Here is a 258-nt window from a genome sequence, read left to right on the forward strand (position 1 = left end):
GGCTGTACCTGATCGCGCCGGTCATGACCGTCGTGCCGGCGTTCGCCGTCTGGGCGGTGATCCCGTTCCAGGCCGAAGCCGTGCTCGCGAACGTGAACGCCGGCCTGCTGTATGCGATGGCGATCTCGTCGATCGGCGTGTACGCGGTGATTCTCGCCGGCTGGGCGTCGAACTCGAAGTACGCGTTCCTCGGCGCGATGCGCGCGGCGGCGCAGATGGTGTCGTATGAAATCTCGATGGGCTTCGCGCTGGTGCTCG

Annotated in this window: 1 protein-coding gene; it reads left to right on the forward strand. The window is 66.7% G+C overall.

Features of this window, described 5'->3' with window-relative positions; all coding sequences use genetic code 11:
• On the forward strand, positions 1–258 hold a 258-nt coding region (locus SB751_RS32495; RefSeq protein ID WP_410749320.1), incomplete at both ends, for an NADH-quinone oxidoreductase subunit H.

Origin of the sequence: Cupriavidus sp. SIMBA_020, assembly GCF_046535395.1 — a bacterium.
GTDB classification, from domain to species: domain Bacteria; phylum Pseudomonadota; class Gammaproteobacteria; order Burkholderiales; family Burkholderiaceae; genus Cupriavidus; species Cupriavidus campinensis.